Here is a 20,314-nt window from a genome sequence, read left to right as displayed (position 1 = left end):
GTTCTGCCAGGTAGTTATACCTGGTTAAGTTGCTGCCAGGCGTGAATCAGTTGCGCAAGATTGTCCATTTCCAGTTTAGTCAGAACTGCGGCGCGATGGGCTTCAACCGTTCGTGGTGACAGCGATAAATCACGCGCTATCTCTTTGCTGGTCTGCCCGGCAATCATCAGTTGCATCACTTCGTTTTCACGCACCGACAACAATGCAAAACGCGACTGCAAAATCTGTTGCGCCTGCCAGCGCTGCGCGCGCTGTTCACTTTCATGCATTGCCTGGTGCACGCTTTCCAGCAACGGTTCAATCTCTAACGGTTTGGTGTAAAACTCGAAAGCCCCCTGACGGAACGCACGGCGACAGGCTTCAATCGTGCCATGACCGGTCATGATGATCACCGGCAGCAGCGGATGCCTTTCGCCCTTCTCTGCCAACCAGCTAAGGCCACTGATGCCCGGCATGCGGACGTCCAGCAGCAAACAGCCGCGCAGCGGTTCCTGCGCTGACGTAGCCGCCTCAAATGAGGCCAAATCAGCAAAGTCGGCAACGTCATATTCCAGCGTTCTTAAGAGAAAACCCAATGATTCACGCACCGACAAATCATCATCCACTAACCAAACTTTTGCGCTCATTCCGTTACTCCGCCAGTGGGAAAATTAGGGTGATTTCCGCGCCGCCTTCGGCGCGGTTTGCCAGCCGCAGCTGGCCATTCATGCGTAACATCAAGCTCTCAACCAGCGTCATGCCAAGCCCCATGCTTTCTGGTCGCGAGCTGTAAAACGGCATACAGGCCTGCGCTAATCCTTCGACAGAAAAGCCTGGTCCGTTATCACTGATGATGATTTTAATCTCGTGCGCCAGGCGTTCTGAATTGATAGCCACCCACGCATCCGCCTGCCCTTGCTGCATGTGGATCGCATTTTGTAGCAGATTGTGAAAGACCTGTTCGAGCCATTGTTCGTCGCCGATAACACGCGCGTGGTCATGCTGAAACTGCTGATGAAGCACCACAGCGCCCGCATCCAGTTCTTGTTGTAATAGCACCGTGACTCGCCGCCATGTTGATTCAACACCGATCGCAGTCATCGCCACCGGGCGTTCGCTGACAATGTCGCGAAAACGTTGCAGCAATCCGGCCAATCGTTCAGTTTGTAAACTGACGGCACCGAGTGTCTGCGGCAGGCTATCGTGTTTGCCTTGCTTAAGCAGCAGCTGGCTGGTGTGTAACCACGTGTTAATCGCGGTGAGCGGCTGGTTAATTTCATGGATGATACCCGCCGTGAATTCACCCAAAGATTCACGCCGCGTGCGCTGGAAATAGTCAGCCCGCAGACGCATTTCGACGTTTTGTCGCCAGTGACGCAATAATTCCCAACCGAGAAAACCGATGATGAGCCACAACATCAACGCCAGCAGGGGCGGAGCGACATGCAGCGCACGCCAATCAGGATTCGCGCTGCCTTTAATCAGAAAAGGTTGGTAGAGGTTGATAAACGGACGCTGCCATTGCCAACGCGCCGTTTCAGAATAGGCCGAAGTTGATATTGCGGGCTGAGCATGAATATGAAATGCAAGTGCCAACCCGACCTCTGGGGCTTGCACGGCAAAATGCAAATCCACCAGCATGCGGAATTGTCGATAGGGGTTATACAGCCAGTACCGTCCTTCGCTGGCATCTTCAAACCGCGGGCCGGTTAGCGGCCTGTTCTGTGTGTGCTCAAGCTGCACGATTTGCGGAAATTTCTTCTGCAATTCAGTAAGGTTTTCATCACCCGTCAATAATGGCAACAGAGTTTCATTCTGCGTTAAATAGGCCGCAATACGACTGAAATGCTGATGGAATTCCGCTTCACGCGTGCGCCGTTGATCCAGGATTTGTTCGGCAAGTAATGCGAACAAAGTCACCAGCGTGAGAAGTAGCCAGACCAGCCAATACCTTTTCATCCATGGGCGGTAAGTGTGAGGCATAGTTTTCCGTTGTTAAAGCGATAAAAAAGCCCTCCGGGTCAGGAGGGTTGTCGATACTGCACCAGCATCCATTCATGGTTTTGCAACGTTGTAACCTGCCCACCCATTGGATTCAATCTGTTTTAATGGTTTAGCGCTGATTTCAGAAGTCTACCTGGTACGACTTTGATTTAGATTGGCTTTTTCCCGATCGGTGAGCGACTCTGCGTGATCCTGTTGTATGAGTTGATAACGAAACATCAGCTGTTTTAACAGTAATCCCGTCTGTGTTTGTTCACTCAACTGATCACCGTTACCTTCAGCATAACGTCGAAGTTGCTCTTCAACCGGAATCTGCTGGTTAAAGGCCTGCATCGCGGAAAAAATCCCCGTTTTAAGCTCACTCACCGTGAGATATTTCCCTTTAGTTTTATCTAGTCCATTGAGTTGTTCAGCCATATTTTCCAACTGCGCCATACCACGATGCCAGCTCTGTAATTTTTCCAACGATATCGCTTGTTTCTCTCTGCGCTGTTGTTCGAGCAGGGCTTGAGAGGCCATCAAGTGCTGATGCTGTTCGTATCGATACCAACTGCCACAGACAAAGACTAAAACGCCAGCCAGTAAGGCACAGCAGGCCCCACTCACAAATGATTTTAATGATGATGCCGTTGTGGGCGCGTCTTGCTGCTCATCCGCATCAGGATAGACCACATAAACGCGAGCCTGATCGCTGTGGTGTTCACTGTTGAGTGCTGCCGGAATAAGCTGCACCGGAGAGGGCAGTCTTTCTTGAAGCTGCGTTATGGAGTGTTTGACCTGATGCAATAACGTATTAGCCTGCGCGAATTCCCTGATACCAAAACGTAACAACGCTTCACGCAGGGATATCAGCAAGCGCTCCGTTTCTAATAACTGCGCCGCCATCTCGCTGCCCACCACCTGCCAGCCACGGTAGAGACTTTGCAGACGTCGAAACATCACGCTGAGGATATCGGCGCGCGCATCAATCGCCAGCGGCCAGAAAATCGACCACTGATGTACCACCAGCGCGTCAATCAGATTCAAGCCTTCATTGAGCCCCCTCAAACCCGCGTTGTTGGCACGCGCCAAAGTGAACCAGGCCGCACTCTGCAACTCCAGTCCATTTTGTTCAAACAACCCCAGCGTGAGTCTCTCCACTTTGCCCCAATCAACATCGGGCCGGGCGGGATGCGTCAGCTTACTCATCTCTTCCCGCAACTGGGAATAGCCTGGTAAGGTGCGCGGATCTGCACCGGTTTTAATCACCTGATTCATATTCAACAACCTTCCTTGTTTATCCCGTCAAACCACTGCCCATTAACTGCTGTTGCTTTAAGTGACGCAGCAACACTCTGCCCTCTGGTTTGAATTCCGTGCCGTAGCGCACCAGGCCAATACCGGTGAGTTCGGCTTCAATGGCGTAGCGCAATTCGCCTGGCACCGTTTGTTCCAGCAATGCCACCTCAATACGCTTAAGGCGCGGTTCGTACTTCAGCAACACGCTTGAAAAGGTGTGAAGCAGCTGGTGCGCAGTGCCCGGCATCCCTTGCAGGATGCTCGTCATATCCGGCAGTCCATAATCGGGGATGTGTGCAATTGAGCCTGCACGGGTGTTGAGGATGCGCTGCAGGTTATCCAGCACCGAAAGAATGACCTGGTCCCGTTCGCTCACGGCATCGAGCGCCAGCCCGCCACTAAAATTGCCGTAAAGGATCTCATAAAGTGAAGGCATCATCAGGGTCTTTTAGCCTTTTCCGCGACCAAAGTCAGTGTACCGTCACCCAGTTCAATCACGCGCGCCTTATCCGGGTCGAGATCATCGCGGGTCAGCAGCAGTCGCCACTGATCATCCTGAGTGTCCGGCGAGAGGAAGAGGCCGGCCACCGCCACGACCTCCGCTTTATCGTCCATCGGCATATCAATACTGACTGACTCACCCGGGCGGATGCGTATGTCCATTTGTGCCAGCAGGTCCGCCTTCAGAACCTGACTGTCAGCAGTGAATAGCGAGGGGTAGTCTGAGGCGTCAAAAGCGCTACTGTCCTTCAGTTGCCAGATGCGCACCACGGTTGAGAGCGCAGCACCCTGTGCGTTGCGGTTTGCCCCTTCACGAGCGCGAAAATCGAGATGCAGTGTGCGTATTTGTTTGTAAAAAATGGATTTTGTTACGGAGACGGTGCCCTCTGATACTTTCTGCGTCAGACCGCAGCTGCTGACGCTCAGTGCCAGCATAAGAGGGATAAGCGTTTTACCAGCGATAGTCGCCCTGTTCATCGGTTTCGATCCTTGAAGGTTGCACCCGGACGCGCTGATAGCGACCGAGCTGTATGGATATCTGGTTAGACTCGCGGGAGCCCGAGGGTTGTGTCAGAGGAAGCACCGCCGTGCGTCCCAGTTGTTGCGCCCCCTCCTTCCGGCAGCTTAGCTGTGCATCAGGCATCATTGCGCGGTCAACGCACAGCTCCAGTCGTGCATCCAGCTTTGCCCCCAGATAAACATGCAACAGCGCCATCAAGTCGCCGTGCAGTTGCCCGCCAGGGAGCCAGCCCCGGACTTCCGCAGGGTTTTCGGTGATCAGCCTCAGCAATACCTGACCGTTGACGTCTGTGGCATGCGTCCCCACCACCGGTCGATGCGTCAGACTGACAGGGTGGCGCGTGCTCATATTCAGTATTGAGGATTGGGGAATACGACGTGAATCCCAGGGCACGACCTGCGCGCGCGTGTCCGGTGCCAGCAGCTTCACTAGCGAGGAGACCCCTTCGGCGGTTCGACCGGGCAGCAGCATCACCGGCAGCAACGCCAGGAATCGCGAGACCGGCGTCGCGATATTCTGCGCACAGCCGCTTATCCCCAGACCCGCCAGCCCCAGCAGATACTGAGAGGTGTCATCGGTGCCGCCTGGTGCGAAAGTCGCCGGGTAGGTGTATTTGCGCCAGATGCGGTAAAACTGGGTGGTCAGGCGGTGGCTGAAGATATCCAGAAAATCCTGGGTGGCCTCGTGCCCTTCGCGTTGCCGCGTCACGTCATCAATGTAGTGCGTCGGCAGCGGAGACGCCGTGCCATAGAGCCCCATGAAATTAATGCGTACCGTGGGCGGCAGATGCGGATAAGCGGGTTCCTCCGCGCCACGCATTTCCCCTGCCGGAAAGCCCATGCCGGGATGAGGCCGGAAGCGCACCGGCTCGTGCCGCACCTGCCAGCTGCTGCCCGGCACGGGTGCATCGGGATCGCTCCTTTCCAGTAGCTGACAGAAGCGGTAAAAATTCATGTAAGGCAGCCGGTCACCCAGCCGCGCGATTAGCCGGGCAGGCGCTGACTGTGATTCTCTTTCCACCGGATACATTTTCCTTCAGGCCGGATAATCAGGGAGAGCTGAATGAACTGGTTCATATCTGCATAAAGCGACAGGAAGCGGTTGAGCATCTCGCCGAACAGGTGTATATCGCCGTCACCGGTAAAACCGCTGCTGTCGAGCGTCACCTCAATGTCGAGACCGCGCAGCAGGTAACCAGACTCAAACCGCTGCAGACGGTGATGCTGTACGTCAAGGATCGCATCCAGTTTGCGGTTGCAGAGTTCGTCATCCTGCCAGTTGTACAGCGACAGCGTGCCGCGCAGCACCTCTGCGCTAGTCATCATATTGATGAAGCCGGAACCGAGGTGGCTCAGCACCCGCCAGTGAAAGCGGTCCTCAGCGGGTGGATAAGCAGGAAGTGTCGGACGAGTCAGATTGCGCACCGTGACAGGGGTCTGCAGCACCTGTTCGCAGCGGTCCAACAGGGTGCTCTGCAGCGCACGACGCGGAAGCTGCCCGTTGGTGCCGGTGATACGCAGCGAGAGCGTATCGCGGGAAAGCTCTTCCCCCTCCTCCCACTGCTGACCGCCGAGTATCAGCCAGGTGTCGTGCATCCCGGTCACGCCTTTTCGAACGCGCGTATGAAAATAGCGCTCAGGTGCGAGGCGTCGCATCATGCCGCCCCGGTGCCGGAAACTGGTGAACGGAACGTATTCAGCTGCACCGGTCAGCCCTGAACCGCTGACCGCATCCACCGAGTAAATTTCGGTATGTCCGTCCTGCAGGCGCTTCGCGCGCAGCAGGTACTCGCTCTCCAGTCCGTTAACCGTCAGCGGGTCTGCTTCCAGCGTGAACAGGTTAATCACCGGTACGCAGTGCAGTTTCAGCGAAGCATCGGTCACCGGCAAATCACTCTGCCACGCCTCACTGAATACCACCTCAATATCAAACCCCGTGAGCCCGGGTGGAAGAGGGATAGCTTCCAGTCCGTTCAGGGTCACAAAGCGAAACTTCTCCGGGAAGGTGAAGTACTCCAGCAGCAACTGATAGCCGCTGAAGGCGCTGTCACCTTTTGGCCATAGTCTGTCGTCCTCACCAAATCCACCCGGGCTGAACCAGGCGTTGAGGGCGATCCGCTCCTGCTGCCCGGCCAGGCGGACGTATATCGCGGCCTGACGGCGGGTCAGCCTCTGATGCAGCGCGGTCGCCACGGGCACGTCTTCTCCCAGCCACAAGCTAAGATGGCGCAGGTCACACTGGCTCCAGTCCGCCTGCCCGCTGCTGGCTATGCGCAGACGCAACACGGAACGTCCGTCCGGCTCGGTGCCCATGACCACGCCTGAGATTGACAGCGGATTAAGCGTAACCGGCTTTGTGGTGCGGTAGTGGCAGACAGTATTTTTGGGGCCTACCGGGCGGGAATACACCTCCAGCCCGGCGGGAGCAGTCCCCGCCATTTTCATTTTTGGCAGGTCAGGCGAGAGCGACACTATGCTCAGTGACGGGATAGTGCGCAGGTAATGCGGCCAGAGCATGCTGACCAGACCTTCGGTCAGCTCCGGCAGGTCATCATCAATCTTCTGACGCAGTCGACCGACGGAAAAAGCAAATCCTTCAAGCAGGCGCTCCACAAAAGGATCTGGCGTGCCTGCGCGGTCCAGGTTGAGCATGGCGGCGCGGTCAGGATGAGTTTCGGCAAATTCTCTGGCGGCGTCGCGCAGATAGCGCATTTCGTTATCGTAATAACGCAGGGTTAAGTCTTTCATAAACGGGTTTCGTCTTCCTTTACGAAGTGGTCAGTATGGCAGCACGAGCGGCATCAATCCGGATAAGCGATGAAAGTAGTCTTTCCATCTCTGTGTGCGTCCTGGTTTTATCCGCTTCGCTTCGGCCTGCACGGCTGCGCAACAGCTTCAGCCTGCGGGACTGCACCTCAAACAACAGAGATGGCTCCCACTCGCCCAGCGTCATACTCTCTGCTTGCGTATCGAGCGCACATAGCAGATGAAGCGCCATTTCCTGACGGCCAAAATGCTCGGCAAGTCTGGCCATCAGCAAACGTAATAACCACTGCTGGCGAGGTGACGTGATGCCGGGCCGCTGCTGCAGCCAGGCCAGCGCAGCCTCAATGCCTTCCCTGTCTGCCAGGTCAGTGGCCTCGCTCTCAAGCTGCAGCACATCATCTTCAGCGCCAGCAGTCACAGAGCCAGTCTCTGTTCCAAACACTCCAGCAGGCATCAGCACATGCTGCTGGATCCAGCCCATGGTGACCTCATCCGCAAACGGCATTCCATCACTGAAAGCCAGCGTTTCCAGCCCGTTGAGGCGCGACAGCAGGCCCTTAAGGTCGTCCTGAACAATCGCCGCCAGCGCCGCATTGCCCGAGCGCAGCTGCGCCTGGTGCTGATACCACTGCAGGTCAAGCCAGAAGTGATTGCCGCCCCGGCTGAATAGGCTGTCGGCCTGCTCGGCCAGTTCGGCCCAGCTCTGCTGCAGCCACAGGCGTTTAAGCTGTGCGCGCTGGTCCAGCTTGGGTGGCTCGATACGGCTTTTGCCGTCGCCGGACAACGGTGGCAGTTGGCTGAGCGTGTCATGACGGATGGTTTTCATCAGCCTATGCGCGGCCAGCCATCCGCCTGGCTGATCGCGAAGATAAGCGGCCAGCGTTCGTGCCTGGTCCAGCAGATCACGCCCGGAACTGATAGCCGCCAGAGCGGGGGCGGCGGAAGCTGAAGACGACTGGGATGCGGGACCGTCTGCCGCCGTCTGGGGCACCACCGCATCCGGGCCGCCTGCCCTCAGCAACCTTGCCTCCAGCGCGCTGTAAAGGCCACCAAGGCCGGCCCCGCCCTGCGCTCTGCATACGTCATCAATCGTCAGCAACGCCGCCACGGTACGCTGCGCCGTTGCGGTCGTCACTTCAGGATATAGTGTCAGCGTATCCAGCATGCGCGCGCTGGCGGGAAAGCCCAGCGCCGCCTCACGACTGCGCGCCCGTTGCGGATGCAGAGCATCACCGAAGCGCTGCAGCAGGCCGGCAAGCAGGGCCAGACCGTCTGCAAACCCGTCTTCACCGTTCTGTTGCAGGCGCGCCCAGCAGTACCAGACTGCCACGCGGATATCTTTGGCTTCCGTCGTCAGTACCTGCTCCGCCAGCGCACAGATAAGCGCCGTATCCGCGCCAGACAAACGGTTCATCTCCTGCTGCATCTGCTGGAATGCATCGTTGTAGGTCGGGTCTTCGCCTGCTGCTTGGGTGCCCGCCAGGGGTTTCAGCCACGGCTCCCACAGAGAAACAGACTCAGTAGCCAGCACGTGAAGATGGTCAGCATTCGCACCGCAGGCATTAATCAGGGATTGCAGGGTCATGAGTCTTCCTCGCTGACAAAAGTTTCATCCGGCACGTCCGAGGCGTCACTGATAATGAATATTTCCGCCGGGAGCGTGAAGTTGCGCAGCTTCAGCAGCGCCAGCGGCCCTTCCCCCGCTTCTGTTCGCAGAATGTAGTTCAGCGGGCGGCCGTCGGGAGCCTGCCAGGTGAGCCGCCAGCTGCTGCGGATGCCCGGATTGGCGCTGACCTGAGCCTTATCCAGCAGGCGAATCAGGCCCCAGCTGCCCGGCATATCACCATACTGGCGGGTGCCGGCCTTCGTGCTTATCCAGCTCAGTGATGCGCCCGGCGCTTCTGTGTCGGCCGGCCAGGTGAAGCGTTTCCACACCGGTTGCTGATTCATGTAGGTGAGCTTCTGACTGTCAATAATCAGGTCAGTCTGCATCACGTCTGCTGCCGTACCGGGGCGCAGTTCAAAATGCAGCCCGGCCTCTCCATTGGTGAACACCACGTCGGAAATCCGGCTGAGCTGATTAAGCGCCTGCAGAAAGGCCGGGTTAAACGTCAGCCCCTGGGCGTTGATACTGTCCGGTACCCAGCGGGTGCCTTCGCGGTGCAGCACGCCGCTCAGACGCGACTGCAGGAAGCGGGTGATGCGTCCGTTGTCCGCGTTCAGGTATTTCGCCAGCAGCGGCAGTGACACCTCACTGCTGACATTTTTAAACGGATAACGGCCGCCAAATGCGCTGTTCCACTCGTTCACCACCGACTGCTGCCACTGGGCGTTCAGGCTGCCCGCAGCCGGCATCAGCACCTGCTGCCAGGCCTGCTCCATCGGGCGCACAAACACCGTCTCCCCGAAACCGATCCACTCCTGCCCCAGCCCGGCGGCGACCAGGCTGCCGTAATCACGCGTGTCAGTCAGGTCCACGGTTTTCCCCTGAAACACCGTCTGCGCCAGCGTCTGCGTCATGGCCTGCGGGTCTGCCGCGTTGGTGACCTGCTGCAGGCGCAGACGCACCTGAGTCATGCGCGTCAGGAAGGTGCGCAGGCTCATACTGCTGCTGCCCTGACTGTCAGTCAGCGCCAGCAGCGGGCCGAAAGTCGCATCGAGTGGGCCGCTCGGGCCGCTGTTCTGGTCAATGACAGGGCGATTTTCCCGACTGAGCAGGTTCTGCGCAGACTTCACCAGCGAGTCAGCAATGGCATCCCCACTCTGCCCGGTCCGCCCCTGCACGCTGAGGGTGTTCATCAGCGCCACCAGCGGTGACTGGCGCACATCTGCCATCAGTGTGAGCTGGTCAATAGCGTCTGACAATGTCGGAGTAGGTTGCAGGCGCAGGCTGTTGAGGAAATTCAGCCAGGCGGCGCTGTAGTCGGCAAAGTATCGGCTGGTGAGCCGCGCCTCCAGCGCTTCGGGTGAGGAAGCATCACCGGCGGGCGGCGGCGCATCACTGAGTACCCAGTCCATCTCCTCACGCCGCTCCCGCGCCACCTTTTCAATCGCGGGTTTAACGCCGTCTTCCCACGCCTGACGGGTGAACATGCCGGGCACCACTTCATCGGTGGTAAACAGGCGCCCCGCATCCGTATCGCCGGTCATGTCTGCCAAGCGCATATCGGCATACTGGTGCGCCACCTGCGCCAGCACCCGCTGGTACTGGCGGGTTTCGCTGTTGGTTACTCCCATCTGACGTACCAGCAGGGTGCGCACCTGCCTGACCAGCTCCGGGTCTGCTTTCAGCGCCCATTCAGGGTGAGCATTGAAATTCTCTGCATAGAAAGCCAGCAGCGGACTCCCGGCGCCCTGCCAGTATGCCTGGTCCAGACTCTGCCGCTGCGTCCAGTTTTGCATCAGTGCCTGGCTGAACCAACTGGGGTCCATACGTTCAGGGCGCGTCAGCATCAGATACAACCTGAGCTGCGTGTAGGCCTGCTTTGACTGCGTTTCCCGCAATGGGCTGTCGGGTGGGAGTGCGGCATAGGCTTTCAGTGCGTCAGTAAGCTGCAAGGCTGCGGCATCGCGAAGCAGAGGCAGGGCCGCCTTACGGTAACGAGGCCACAGGGCAGACAGCAGTTCTTCGTTCTGACTCAGTCCAAGACGACTGTACCAGGGCGTACCATGCTCCTGGCGATACTGTAATTGTCCGATCGTATCCTGAAGCACGCCCATCGCAGCAAGCCGTTGTTTTAAAGACTGACTGCTGTCAGAAGCGTTTTCAGTCACCTGTACGGCATCACCGATAATGCTGCGATTGGCGGCGAAAGAGGCCAGCATCCCCGCCCCCCACAGAATGACTAACGCACAGGCGGTTGCAGCGAATATGCGACTCCACTGCATGCCATAGCGAGACGGGCGAAGATGAGCAGGGAGTTCATTTGAAGACGCGGGCAACGCATCCCAGCGATTGTCCTGTATCCAGCGGTGCGGTATGCCACCCTCGACTTTTCCAGAAGGGGCACTGAAAACAAGGCCTGCCAGCAGGAGTGGGCGGCGTGGGGGCCGAAAGGCAGAAATCATCGCAGTAACAGACTCGGGACTTCGGCTGAGCTGGTCAGCTAGGCCGAGAAGAAAGTGATGCTGCGGATTACCAGCCACCTGCTGAATACCCTGTGAGGTGAGTAGGCCTGTGAGTTCTGCCAGCAGAGCATCAACATTACTGGTTTCAGGCAACTGGCAGCCCAGGGGCTGAGTGATACGATCCTTTTGCTCACCGGTGCGCCGATGGAGCGACCAGATAAACAGTGGAAGATGCCACCCCAGGGTATCATAACGGGCTGCGATCCCCCGAACGATAACATCAATGTTCATTGCTGGCGGTAAAGATGCTGAGGCGTCGCGACGACTTGCCGCACATCGGTCCGCAGCAGACGTAACGTACACCATTGCATCAGCCGGACGGCGGCTAAAGCCACTCAGCATTTTAAACCAGCTGTTGTTAAGGTTTTCCGACGGGTCTCCCCCCCAGAATAAAAGTGTACCGCCGTCCTCCTGCCAGAGCTGAGTCGGGAGTCCGGGGATCAGAGACTCTACATCCGCAACGCTCCCGGTGATGAGTATGACGCGAACATTATGCCGCCAGCGTAGGCCAGAATTTACACGCAGATGAAGTCTGCACTGTTTTAACGTGTCCCGATAAAAGTCGTTATCAGGCGCATGCTCTGTCTGTTGTGTTTTGGTCCCTGTGAGCGTTAATAATCGCTGCAGGAAAGTCCGTGATACCAGCCAGAGCCACGCCTCGATGAGCAGTTCGTCCATCAGTAATAAAAGCAGACACATCACAGCAGTGATTAATGATGCATAAAGTTTTTGTTCACGACCGCTGAGGTGTAAAAATGGATTATCTGACCAGATGAGGCCGGCACTTACTATGAATATAACGGTGATGATAACCCAGGTACTTATCCGTTTATTTTTAATCATACAGCGTTCCTTCAGCTTTCTGATTTACGCACAATTAATTGATGGGCATTATTATCTTCAACCATTACCCACTGCGGGTTTCCTGACAACGCAGCATGTCCACTGGCGCAGATTAAAGCGATATTTCCTGTCGCCGCCCCCGGCCCGCCAAACAGATCGTCAATGTCGTAACTCTCTTTATTTCCCGGAACATATCCCAGACGTTCAGCCTGCTGAATTACACGCTGTAGAGACATTTGGCTCACACCTGACCGCCAGTGTGTGTGTGGTTCATCATGGGAAAGTTTCCCCCAGCGCAGCACATCCTCCAGTGAACTCATCAGCTCTGTTGCCACAACCGGGCGATGGATCAGAACCTCGGATTTAACGTTGTGCTGGGACAACCATTCTGGTGTTGCCAGTATGAGTGCCGATACTGACTCAGACTGGCGATCCCGCAGCGAGTGAAAAAGATTGATTTCAACCGACAGCATGACGGTTGCTTCATCCTGATCAAGCAAGGGATCCAGCCACATGAGCCCAGCGTCCTCTGTGCTAATCTCAAGTAGGGAAAAAGTATGAGTGGGTGAAATTATGCTCTGCCAGATCCGCCCCACCTGCGAATTAGTCAGCACACCATCGTGTTGAATACGTACAGAAATCTTGTTATCAGAGAGAGCCGACAACTCTGCTTTCAGCATGTGAAGAACGTCATTGAGATAACCAGCCAGCCTTTTTTCAAAGGTCTGTAACGGGATATCCGGCATCCAGTCTGACAGACGTGCAGTCGTAACCGCACGCTGTAGTGCTGGACTGTATTGCGAGCACAGCATGCTGCCATGAGTGAGCAATACGGAGCTGAGTTTGTTGCAACCGTAGGGCGTAATAAAAGACTGGCCCAACACACCAGCAGCTCGCTGTCCCTGCTCCACATACCTGTCATGCTGTTGCTGATGAAGCTGGTTCCAGTAGCAGGCCTTATCCCTCTCATTTTCATAAGCCTTTAGCCGGAAACCGTAACACGCAAATCCAGAAGAGAGAGGTATTGCCAGCGTGCAAAACCAGAACCAGACAGAGTTTGTAGGCATATCCCTGGGCCACAGCCAGAGAGAGAGCATCACACCACTTAACGTGAGGAGTGCAATGACCAGGATCCATCGCAATGATGAAGGCGCCTCCGGCAGTTGCCGCTTTGGCGGGATTTTTTCCAGTTCAATGGGCATTACTGACGCCTTCCGGCAATGGGTAATGAGGAGATTAACGTGCAGCCACAACCACAGCGGTGCCCCTGAAGTGCAACAGGTTTACCGTTAATTTTTGCCACTTCATCGCCTTCTGCAATGGTCGTCCCGCCATGGGCCGAGCACACCACCTTATCCCCAGCACAGGAAACGTCCTTACCCTGAAATCTTACCCCGGAACTGCCCTGAAGGACGGTGCCACCGCTGGACAGGGTATCCCCGATACGAATCACTCCTTTCACTCATTTCTCTCCTTAAAACAGGTAAACCACCAAACCACAGATCACCATTACCGCAATCAGAATGGTGAAAATGTGATATCCCACCTTATCTGTTGCACTGAGTTTCAGGTGCCATCCTGAATTCTGCACAATCTTAAAAATTGGGTTTATATTGTCTCGCGTTCTGAATTTGTAAGCATATTGCTGACCGAATGAACCGTCCTCTTTAATCCCCCATGAAGCTCCCTGACAGAATTCCTTACGACTTCCCAGACACACTTCTTTTTTCTTAATAAAACGTTTTAATTGCGCGTCCCAGTTAATGCCTGTCGATTTTGCTGTGTAACGCACTGTTTTGTTATCCACATCAACAATCAATTTCAGTTCAAACTGCTCTTTCAATCCCTCCATACCAAAAAGCTCAATTGTTTTGGCATCGACTATTTTCCACGAGGCGATTAGTTCATCCCCTTAAGAAACCACATTAAATGGAGCATCAATCTCTTAATTTAGAGCCAACAACTCTTTTTTTAACATTAAAAGCGAATCATGCATTTCAGCATCACTCATTATTTCCACCTTCCGTTATAAGAACGTCATACCAGTGGGTCAACAGCACCAATTGATAATGAAAGGGAATCCATTATCCTAAGAAATTAAAGCAGTCCGGCTCAAAGTTATGTTTTGTAATTGCACTCTGCGGTATCACATGACAGAGCGATGCGTACCAGGGATTATCTTCGCTGTACAGGGGGCATACCGGGACGTAACAGGTTCAGTCCGGCATAATTTCGGTTTATTAATTTTTAAATCACAGAGGCTAATTCAGCGGTTCCAGCTCATTCACTACGCAACGGGCCGTATGGCCGGCGGGATATCCCGGTTCCGGGATGTCATAACTGCGGCTGAACGTGAGGCCGGACGGACGGCCTGGTGCAGGCCGGATAGCTCAGCGCAGCACCTTCCAGTATTGCCCTGTCTCTTCATCTTTAATCACGCCGTACTCCGGTCCATTAGGGTCTTTGACCGGAGATTTTTTGTACCAGTCCGGATCATACCAGTCCATGACCCACTCTCTGCCGTTCTCTGCCATCCCATAAAGCCCCGCCGGTGAAGGTGGGTACTTATCTACTGGCAGGCGGATAAGCGGTGAGTCGATTCTGTACGGCTGGGCGGCTATCTCACGATCTTCATCCGTCGCAAAGTTCTCACCACGTTCCGTTTTCCGGTTATAACGCAGCGTACCGTCATCAGTGGCAATAATGACATACTGCCCTTTATTTCTGGCTGAATATTCCCACTGTGCTTCTGTCGGGAGCGAAAAATTTAAACCCGTGACCTTCTTTAACCACCGGCAGTACGTATTCGCCTCGCGCCAGTCAATTATTGCAGGACTGTTATCTAATATCGTCATCCTTGAAAGCATCTTATCACTCACTTCATCATTATAATTTTGCGGGGGGCTGCCAGATAACCTCAGATACAATGCGTACTCTTCATGACTGATTTTATATTTTGAAACCGAATAAGCAGACAGCTCTACCATATGAGCCGGCTTGTTGCTCTTGTCACCTGTGCAATACGCCCCGCCATTATGCATTTCCGAACAAAAGTCCCCCATCAGAAACGTCCCTGCCGGCATGTAGACCATGTCTGCTCTGACGCGGCCGAGGAATACGTCCAGCTCGTTCTTCTGTTCTGTCGTAAGGGGCGGCGTGACCACCTTTTTTTCATCACACCCCGATAGGAGCATCAGGAGGAAAACAGCTAAATTCCTTTTCATTTTCGGGCCGGCTCAAAGTTATGTTTTGTAATGGCAATCTGTGGTGTCACATGACAGAGCGAGGCGTACCAGGGATTATCTTCGCAGTACAGGGCGTACTGCTTCGTGCAGTTAGGAGCAAACGGGTAGCCGAGAGCCGATTTTTCCTTTTAACGGCGATGCACTTCACAGAAGTCCTGAAGTTCCAGCTTCTGAATCAGGTCATTCAACTGCTTGTCATGATTATTAGCCGACGTCAGAAAAATGCGTATCATTTCTTCACCCCGTCTAATTAACCAGTCCAGCCCAGAATTAAGAAGACTATGTGAAAAATTTAACCACCACTGACTTAAAAAGTTATTTATGCTTGCAAAAATTTAAGATTGGTCAATTTTTTCACAGCCGCAGTTAATATCTGCTGATTTTTTTTGATGAAGGTTGGGGCATACCCCATAATTATAAATTAGTGTATTTATTCCAGAGGAGCAGATTGGTTCACCACACAACGAGCAGTAACGCCCGCAGGAAAATCCGGTTCGGGAATTTTGTAGCTGCGGCTGAAGGTAAGACCTGAAGGCCATCCGGGCGATGGATGGTCAGCTCCCTTTAAAACTTTCCAATACTGCCCAGTGGTATTATCTTTGATCACCCCTGAATCAGGGCCTTGAGGATCCTTTGTTGTCGATACTTTGTACCAATCAGGATCATACCAATCTATAACCCACTCCTTTCCATTATCTGCCATACCATACAAGCCTGCCGGTGAAGGAGGATATTTATCAACAGGAAAGAAAACATACAGGGAGTCGATACCCAATTGCTCTGAAATTGTCTGTCTGTCATGATCCGTAGCAAAGTTATCACCAACATCTGTTTTTCGGTTATGACGCAAAGAACCGTCATCAGTGGCAATACTGACATAACCCCCTTTATTTCTTGCAGCATACTCCCACTGAGCCTCAGTCGGAAGTGAATAATTAAAACCAGTTTGCTTCTTCAGCCAAGTGCAGTAATTATCAGCCTCACGCCAATTAATAATAGCTGGACCTTCTTTCATAGCCGTCATTTCAGAAAGAGCTTTATTTCTCCATGGTTTTTCAAATTGCTGAAGAGGACGTCCGCTTATTTTTAGATAAAAGCTATAATCTTCATGCGTGATTTTTTTCTTTGAAATTGAAAAGGCTGATAGCTCAACTTTGTGAGCCGGCTTATTATTCTTATCGCTTGTGCAAAACGCCCCGCCATTACGCATTTCCGAACAAAAGTCCCCCATCAGAAACGTCCCTGCCGGCATGTAGACCATGTCAGCTCTGACGCGACTGAGGAATACGTCCAGCTCTTTCTTATGTTCTGCCGTCAGGGGCGGCGTGACCACTTTTTTATCATCACACCCTGAAAGGAGTATCAGGAGGAAAACAGCTAAGTTCTTTTTCATTTTCGGGCCGGCTCAAGGTTATGTTGTGTGATGGCACTCTGTGGCGTCACATGACAGAGCGAGGCGTACCAGGGATTATCTTCGCAGTACAGGGCGTACTGCTTCGTGCAGTTAGGCGCAAACGGGTAGCCGAAAGCCGGTTTCTCCTTTAAACGGCGATACACTTCACGGAAGTCCTGCAACTCCAGCTTCTGAATCAGGTCATTCAGCCGCTGGTCCTGGTTGATCCCAGTCTGCAGAAACGTACGTATTAACGCCTCCTGCCGTTTAATCAGGCGAGCCTGTGCCAATGCTGAAGATGAAGCACCCCGAATTTTCTCCCCGTCATCCGTCATCCTTATCAACACCTCGCCCCACTCGCGACGGGTCTGGATGCTGCTTAAAATCGACAGTACTGCTTTTTTTCGTTCATGCCCCGTATCAGGCACAGAGAAAAGCCCATTTTCTGTGTTATTTACCAGAGAAACTAATTTGTGATTTTCAGGGTCGATACGGTCATAAAATCCATCCTGGGTCAGCAGGTGAAGCGCGATACCCTTGCCTTCTGGAGTAAAATGAAAAATCTGTGTGGGGGTTTTATTGATGTAGTCCGCGAAGTAATTACGCTTTGTTGAAGCTTCAACTGCGTATTTGGAATTATTTGAAATATCCTGAACAAACCCCTTCAAATCATCAACGATATCTCTTAAATCAGCGCTAGCCTTTAAAAAATATTCTGAATAAACTTTCTCCCCCCCCATTAAAATAATGTAGGTCAACGCCTTAAAAGCATCCTGAGCAAACACCTTCAAATGCCGGTAATCCATTCCGTATAGCTGGTAAACGGCCCAAACTGCAAACTCGGTAAACTGTTTTGGCGCAATCTCTCCCTGCGCTGAGCCTTTAGCCCCAAGGCCCAGGCATACCCCGGCCACAATCCGGTATTTGAATCTACCGTCCTCAAACTTGAACTGAAAGTCGCCAAAGAAACCGCCGCCTCCCAGAACCTCAAGCCCGCTGGTAAAGGAAGCAAAATCGGTGAACTTGCCCACCCTTTGGGCAGACGCCGCGGATTTAGGGCTGATACTCAGCACTTTGTCCAGCACCTTCGTGTCCGGTATCGACGCCTCCATGCCAAACGTGCGCAACATATCCGGCAGGTGGTCTACCAGAGACTCAAACGGCTTCAGCCACTGCAGCGCGCCGCCAAAGGTCCCGCCGGCGGATACACCCGCGAACAACTCTGCCTTGACCGACGTTGCGGCAGATGTCTCCTTTTCCGTATCAACCATGACCCCTTTCTGACGCTGTGCAAAGCGGGAGTATGGCGCGCGGACACCCATCAGCTTCTGCTGTCCGTCACTCACCACAAATTGCAGATTCCCTTCTATCCTCGCTGAGGCGCCTGCAAATCCCGTCAGTCCCGTATCAATCCTTGAGCGCAGCACGCCCAGGTTCGCCTCTTTATTTTCATCGTTGATGATAAATTTCAACTGCCACCCGCCACGATCCGGCTGATAAAAGGTGGCTTTGACGTACGCCTCTGCAAGCGTCAGCATTGCCTCAGCCTCGCCGCTGATGCTTCCCGCATTTTCATTCCGGTTCCAGTCAAGCTGCGCACCCGCGTTAGAGGAAAAACGGAGAAACTGTGCGCCTGCGGAGACATCTATTACGCGCCCCTGTGCAGCATAGTCATCCTGCCCGTTCCAGGCCTCTGCCCACTCAGTCAGGCTGGCCTCATACGTTCCGTCCGCACCGAAGGCGGTGTTTCCTGAGGACATTTGCGTGAGCGACTCTCTGACCTTCTGAAAACGTTCCCGTATCGCTTTCGTGCTGATAGCAATGATGTTCCCGTCCTTATCACGCTGGTAAAAATCCTCTGCACCCAGGTTGTTCAGGCTGATGACCGTCATCCTGCCCGAGAAAGCCTCGTAGTCCGTTTTCTTCATGTAACAGTAGAATCGCCCGTAGATGCCCTTCTTCAGAGGCTCAAGAGGAATAAGTTCAACGAGACCGGCATAACCCGCTTGCTCATCAAACTCCCCCACCTCCTTATGCAGCGCCTCTGTCGCTTTTTCAGTCTCTATTTCCGTCGACACGACCGCATCGAAATAGGCCGGTAGCGCTTCCTGACTGGCTATGTCATTACGCTTTTTATAATAAGCCTCAATCGCCGCTGAATGACGGACCCGTGCCTTTTCAAGCCTGTCCATCAACTCACTTAGCTTGCTGGTTAAATCATCAAACTCACCTGAATCAGATTCATCCAGGAAAATGACTTCCGTGGTTTCCGGTCGGAAATAGCACTGGCAGGAGGTGTAATGCGCATTAACAGTGTTACCGTCTTTTTTGCTCAGTGCATTTTCTGCCGCGGGAGGGTGTTTCGCGCTCATTGATTAAAGTCCCTTTATTCGTAATGCAGTGATATCGCGGCCTCGTTCAGGCCGTAGTGCGCTTGCGTATATCCCTGCTCGTCCGTCACGCCACGCAGGATTTGTCCGTCTGCGCTTTCAATTCGGTAAGGTATATAGGCTTTAGGCTTTTGTGTGGCCTGATCCAGTACACAGAAACGACCATTCATTGTGTTCGTAAACTGCGGGTCGCTGACGGGAACGGCTGAAAGTGCAATCTCCAGTGAGGCATTACCACCCCACGCAATATCTCCACTTTTAAGAGATATCCTCGTAGGAGCACCTATTTCTACGGATCCGTCTTTAATTTTTATATAGGCGCCACCTTTGCTGGTCAGGGTAATTCCCTGGCTGGCATTAAGGATTATTTCCCCGCTGATACTGTTAACCGCCAAATTTTTGTTTGCCTGAAGGCGCATGGCATCGGTTTGTGCCTGAATGTCGACATCGCCTTTTGCTGCATATACTTTTAGCCCCATCCGGTGCGCAAAAAGGCTGATGGCTTCACCCGCCGCAACAGTGAAACGTTTCACAATACTCATATCGACATTTTTGCCTGCTGTTGCCGTCAGGCTTTGGCCTGAAGAGAGTTGAATATTGCTCGCCGTTGCTGCGGCTATGCCTGCGGGTGCAGAAAGCAGAATTCCGGCATCTTTTAACTGATTAAGCGCTTCCGCTAATTTTTGTTGGGACTGAGCATCAGACTCAAGCGCACCGGATGTTTGAGCACTCTGTGCAAGCGCAGTGACCATCTGAAGCGCGCTCTGCAGTTCTGCAATTGCTGTATTCATATCCAGCATACTGCCCTGGGATTTTGGCTGTTTATCTGCGGAAATTAACACCCCTGCTCCGCCCCGAATCGCAATATGCTTGTCGGTCCGGAGTTCAGCCCCTTCACCGCGTAACTCCCGGGTTGCACTCACGTTATGCCCCAGATTCAGCTGCGTCTTGCCACCATACTCCGTGCTGAGCTTGATATGCTCCTCTCCACGCTTGTCCTCCATGCGCAGTTTATTCAGCCCTGCCGTACGGATAACATTGCGGGTGCTGTTTTTCTCGGTGACGTGATCCACATGACGAGAATCATGCAGCGCATGAGCGATATACGGCTGGTCCGGGTCTCCCTCACGAAACGCTATTGCCACCTCCGTCCCCTGTATCAGCGGGAAGTGGAAGCCGTACATATCTCCACCGTAAGGTTTCGCGAGGCGAACGGGCATGCTTTCCAGGCCGCGATCCTTGCCATCCTCGTCCGCATCAAACACCAC

At 53.9% G+C, this 20,314-nt stretch carries 16 protein-coding genes; all 16 read right to left on the bottom strand.

Annotated elements, in window-relative coordinates:
* Positions 1-14: 14 nt before the first annotated feature.
* A complete protein-coding gene (locus AC1MDE_RS17195; protein WP_045834320.1) occupies positions 15-626 on the bottom strand; it encodes a response regulator transcription factor in 612 nt (203 codons plus the stop codon).
* Positions 627-630: 4 nt separating this feature from the next.
* Complete coding sequence (locus tag AC1MDE_RS17190; RefSeq protein ID WP_479403256.1) at positions 631-1,962, bottom strand: sensor histidine kinase; 1,332 nt, start codon at positions 1,960-1,962, stop codon at positions 631-633.
* A gap of 150 nt (positions 1,963-2,112) precedes the next feature.
* Entirely contained in the window at positions 2,113-3,240 is a 1,128-nt protein-coding gene (locus AC1MDE_RS17185) for a VasL domain-containing protein (RefSeq protein ID WP_479399901.1), read from the bottom strand.
* Between the two features lie 19 nt (positions 3,241-3,259).
* On the bottom strand, positions 3,260-3,700 hold the full coding sequence (gene tssE, locus AC1MDE_RS17180) for a type VI secretion system baseplate subunit TssE (protein WP_058961983.1): 441 nt from the start codon (positions 3,698-3,700) through the stop codon (positions 3,260-3,262).
* Complete coding sequence (gene tssJ / locus AC1MDE_RS17175; protein WP_058961982.1) at positions 3,700-4,239, bottom strand: type VI secretion system lipoprotein TssJ; 540 nt, start codon at positions 4,237-4,239, stop codon at positions 3,700-3,702. The genes tssE and tssJ overlap by 1 nt, the downstream gene beginning before the upstream one ends.
* Entirely contained in the window at positions 4,214-5,311 is a 1,098-nt protein-coding gene (gene tssG / locus AC1MDE_RS17170) for a type VI secretion system baseplate subunit TssG (RefSeq protein ID WP_058961981.1), read from the bottom strand. The genes tssJ and tssG overlap by 26 nt, the downstream gene beginning before the upstream one ends.
* Complete coding sequence (tssF, locus tag AC1MDE_RS17165; RefSeq protein WP_058961980.1) at positions 5,266-7,029, bottom strand: type VI secretion system baseplate subunit TssF; 1,764 nt, start codon at positions 7,027-7,029, stop codon at positions 5,266-5,268. Before tssF ends, tssG begins: the two co-directional genes overlap by 46 nt.
* A gap of 19 nt (positions 7,030-7,048) precedes the next feature.
* On the bottom strand, positions 7,049-8,632 hold the full coding sequence (gene tssA, locus AC1MDE_RS17160) for a type VI secretion system protein TssA (RefSeq protein ID WP_479415050.1): 1,584 nt from the start codon (positions 8,630-8,632) through the stop codon (positions 7,049-7,051).
* Positions 8,629-11,517, bottom strand: a complete 2,889-nt coding sequence (locus tag AC1MDE_RS17155) for an ImcF-related family protein (protein ID WP_480344887.1) — start codon at positions 11,515-11,517, stop codon at positions 8,629-8,631. Before AC1MDE_RS17155 ends, tssA begins: the two co-directional genes overlap by 4 nt.
* A gap of 512 nt (positions 11,518-12,029) precedes the next feature.
* On the bottom strand, positions 12,030-13,220 hold the full coding sequence (locus AC1MDE_RS17150; protein ID WP_479415048.1) for a hypothetical protein: 1,191 nt from the start codon (positions 13,218-13,220) through the stop codon (positions 12,030-12,032).
* Complete coding sequence (locus AC1MDE_RS17145) at positions 13,220-13,480, bottom strand: PAAR domain-containing protein (RefSeq protein WP_479415047.1); 261 nt, start codon at positions 13,478-13,480, stop codon at positions 13,220-13,222. The genes AC1MDE_RS17150 and AC1MDE_RS17145 overlap by 1 nt, the downstream gene beginning before the upstream one ends.
* 12 nt (positions 13,481-13,492) lie before the next feature.
* Positions 13,493-13,870, bottom strand: coding sequence for a hypothetical protein (locus tag AC1MDE_RS17140; RefSeq protein ID WP_479415046.1), 378 nt, complete (start codon positions 13,868-13,870; stop codon positions 13,493-13,495).
* 538 nt (positions 13,871-14,408) lie between these two features.
* Positions 14,409-15,242: a formylglycine-generating enzyme family protein gene (locus AC1MDE_RS17135; protein WP_479415045.1), complete on the bottom strand. Its 834-nt coding sequence runs from the start codon at positions 15,240-15,242 to the stop codon at positions 14,409-14,411.
* 451 nt (positions 15,243-15,693) lie between these two features.
* Complete coding sequence (locus AC1MDE_RS17130) at positions 15,694-16,656, bottom strand: formylglycine-generating enzyme family protein (protein ID WP_479415044.1); 963 nt, start codon at positions 16,654-16,656, stop codon at positions 15,694-15,696.
* On the bottom strand, positions 16,653-19,028 hold the full coding sequence (locus AC1MDE_RS17125; protein WP_479415043.1) for a hypothetical protein: 2,376 nt from the start codon (positions 19,026-19,028) through the stop codon (positions 16,653-16,655). The genes AC1MDE_RS17130 and AC1MDE_RS17125 overlap by 4 nt, the downstream gene beginning before the upstream one ends.
* Positions 19,029-19,042: 14 nt before the next feature.
* Positions 19,043-20,314, bottom strand: a 1,272-nt coding sequence (locus AC1MDE_RS17120) for a DUF2345 domain-containing protein (protein WP_480344886.1), incomplete at its 5' end; no start/stop codon positions are given.

The organism is Pantoea folii (assembly GCF_056678875.1).
Note: the sequence above shows the minus strand (reverse complement) of the source record. Positions and strands in the feature narration are given on the sequence as shown.